We start from the raw sequence: 1,886 nt of genomic DNA, 5'->3' as shown, positions 1-1,886 counted from the left end.
CGGCTGGCTCGTCGCGGCCGTGGTGGCCGGCGTGTGCTGGCTGGGCGGCCAGACGGTCGCGCTGCACCTGACGCACCGGGTCGACGCCGATCTCGCCGATCGCTTGCGCAGGCGTCTCGCCGATCATCTGCAACGCTTGCCGCTCGGCTGGTTCGCGCGTGCGGGCAGCGATCGCGTCGCGCGTCACGTCGACCAGGATGTGCGTGCGCTGCACCAGCTCGTCGCGCACGCGCCGGCCGATGTCACGCAGTTGATCGTCGTGCCGTGCGCGGCGCTCGCGTGCCTGCTTTACCTGAATCCCGTGCTGCTCGCGTTCGCGCTGGTACCGCTCGTCGCGGGCGCCGCACTGTTTCGCTGGATGCGTTCGGCGCGGTTCGCGCCGGCCGTCGCGGCACGCAACGGCGCGCTTGAACAGCTGATGGGCGACTACGCGCAGCTCGCGCAGAACCCGGCGCTCGTGCGGCAGTACCCGGGCGCCGGTATCGAGGCGGCCGCGCTGGCGTCGACCGGGCGCTTCGAGCAGGCGTTTTCGGCGTGGGTCGGCCGCGTCGGCGGGCCCGGGGCGTGCACGCAGGTGCTGCTCGGCACCCCCTTCCTGCTCGCGTGGGTCGTGTTCGGCGCGATGTGGCTGACGGCGGGCCGCTTGCCCGTCGGCGAACTCTGCGCGTTTGCACTGCTGATCTGGGCGGTAGCGGCGCCGGTACGTGCGCTCGGCCACGGTGCCGACGCATTGCGCGAAGCGCGCGCGGCGGCCGGACGCCTCGAAACGTTGCTCGCGCAGCCAGTTCTGCCCGAGCCAGCCGATCGCGCTGCACAGGTACCGCGCGATGCGTCGATCGAACTGCGCGGCGTGAACCTCGACATCGACGGCACGCCGATCCTGCGCGACATCGATGCGACGATTGCGGCCGGCACGACCACCGCGATCGTCGGGCCGTCGGGCGCGGGCAAGAGCACGCTGCTGATGCTGCTCGCGCGCTTCATGGATCCGGACCACGGCACGGTGCGGCTCGGCGGCGCCGATCTGCGGCTGCTCGCGTCGGATACGCGGCGCGAACAGGTCGCGATGGTGTTCCAGCAGGCCGCCGCGCTCGACGTGTCGATTGCCGCGAACATCGCGCTTTACCGGCCGGACGCCGATCGCGATGCGATTCGCGCAGCCGCACGCGCGGCCTGCCTCGACGAACGCATCGACGCGTTGCCGGGCGGCTACGACTGCCTATGCGGTCGTGACGTGCGGCTGTCCGGCGGCGAACTGCAGCGTTTGGCGATTGCACGTGCGCTGCTGTCGCCGGCGCCGCTGCTGCTGCTCGACGAACCGGCTTCGGCGCTCGATCCGCAAACCGGGCGCGCATTGCGCAACGCGCTGCGCGGCGATGCACGCACGCGCGTGATCGTCAGCCACGGTCTCGATGCGATCCGGCATGCGGACCAGATTCTCGTGATGGATCTCGGCCGCATCGTCGAGCGCGGCACGCATGCGGCGCTGCTGGCCGCGCGCGGGCTGTATGCGCGGCTATGGAGCGAACGTGGTGCCGCAGACGGGGAGGCCGCACGATGATGGAATCGCTCAAACGTTTGCAGTGCCTGCCCGCCGAAACGCGCCGCGCGCTGTGGCGCGGGGTCGGCTGGGCGGTGGCTGCCGCATTGCTCGACGGCGCGTGCGGGTTACTGCTCGTGCCGTTGATCCGCGCGTGGTTTGCCGGCATGCATGCGGCCGTGCTGCAGTGGACGATCGCGCTCGGCGCGCTGACGCTGTGCCACGCGTGCGTGCTGTACGTCGCGCAGCGCGGCGGCTATCGCGCGGGCGGCGCGCTCGCGGCGGGTCTCGTCGAACGCCTCGTGCGGCACCTGCCGCGCATCGCGTCGTGGCAGGCGGTGCGCGA

The 1,886-nt window shown here is 72.0% G+C and carries 1 protein-coding gene and 1 pseudogene; both read left to right on the top strand.

The genetic code is table 11. The features are described 5' to 3' along the window. A partial coding sequence (locus G3O00_RS42260) for an ABC transporter ATP-binding protein (RefSeq protein ID WP_206146553.1) occupies positions 1-1,561 on the top strand: 1,561 nt, incomplete at its 5' end. Next, positions 1,558-1,886: pseudogene (locus G3O00_RS42255) on the top strand (ABC transporter ATP-binding protein); the annotation flags it as partial. The gene G3O00_RS42260 and the pseudogene G3O00_RS42255, both read left to right, overlap by 4 nt.

It is taken from the genome of Burkholderia sp. Ac-20384 (assembly GCF_017104605.1).
Classification (GTDB): Bacteria; Pseudomonadota; Gammaproteobacteria; order Burkholderiales; family Burkholderiaceae; genus Burkholderia; species Burkholderia lata.
The sequence above is the reverse complement of the archived record's forward strand: the minus strand, read 5'-3'. Positions and strand labels throughout refer to the sequence as shown.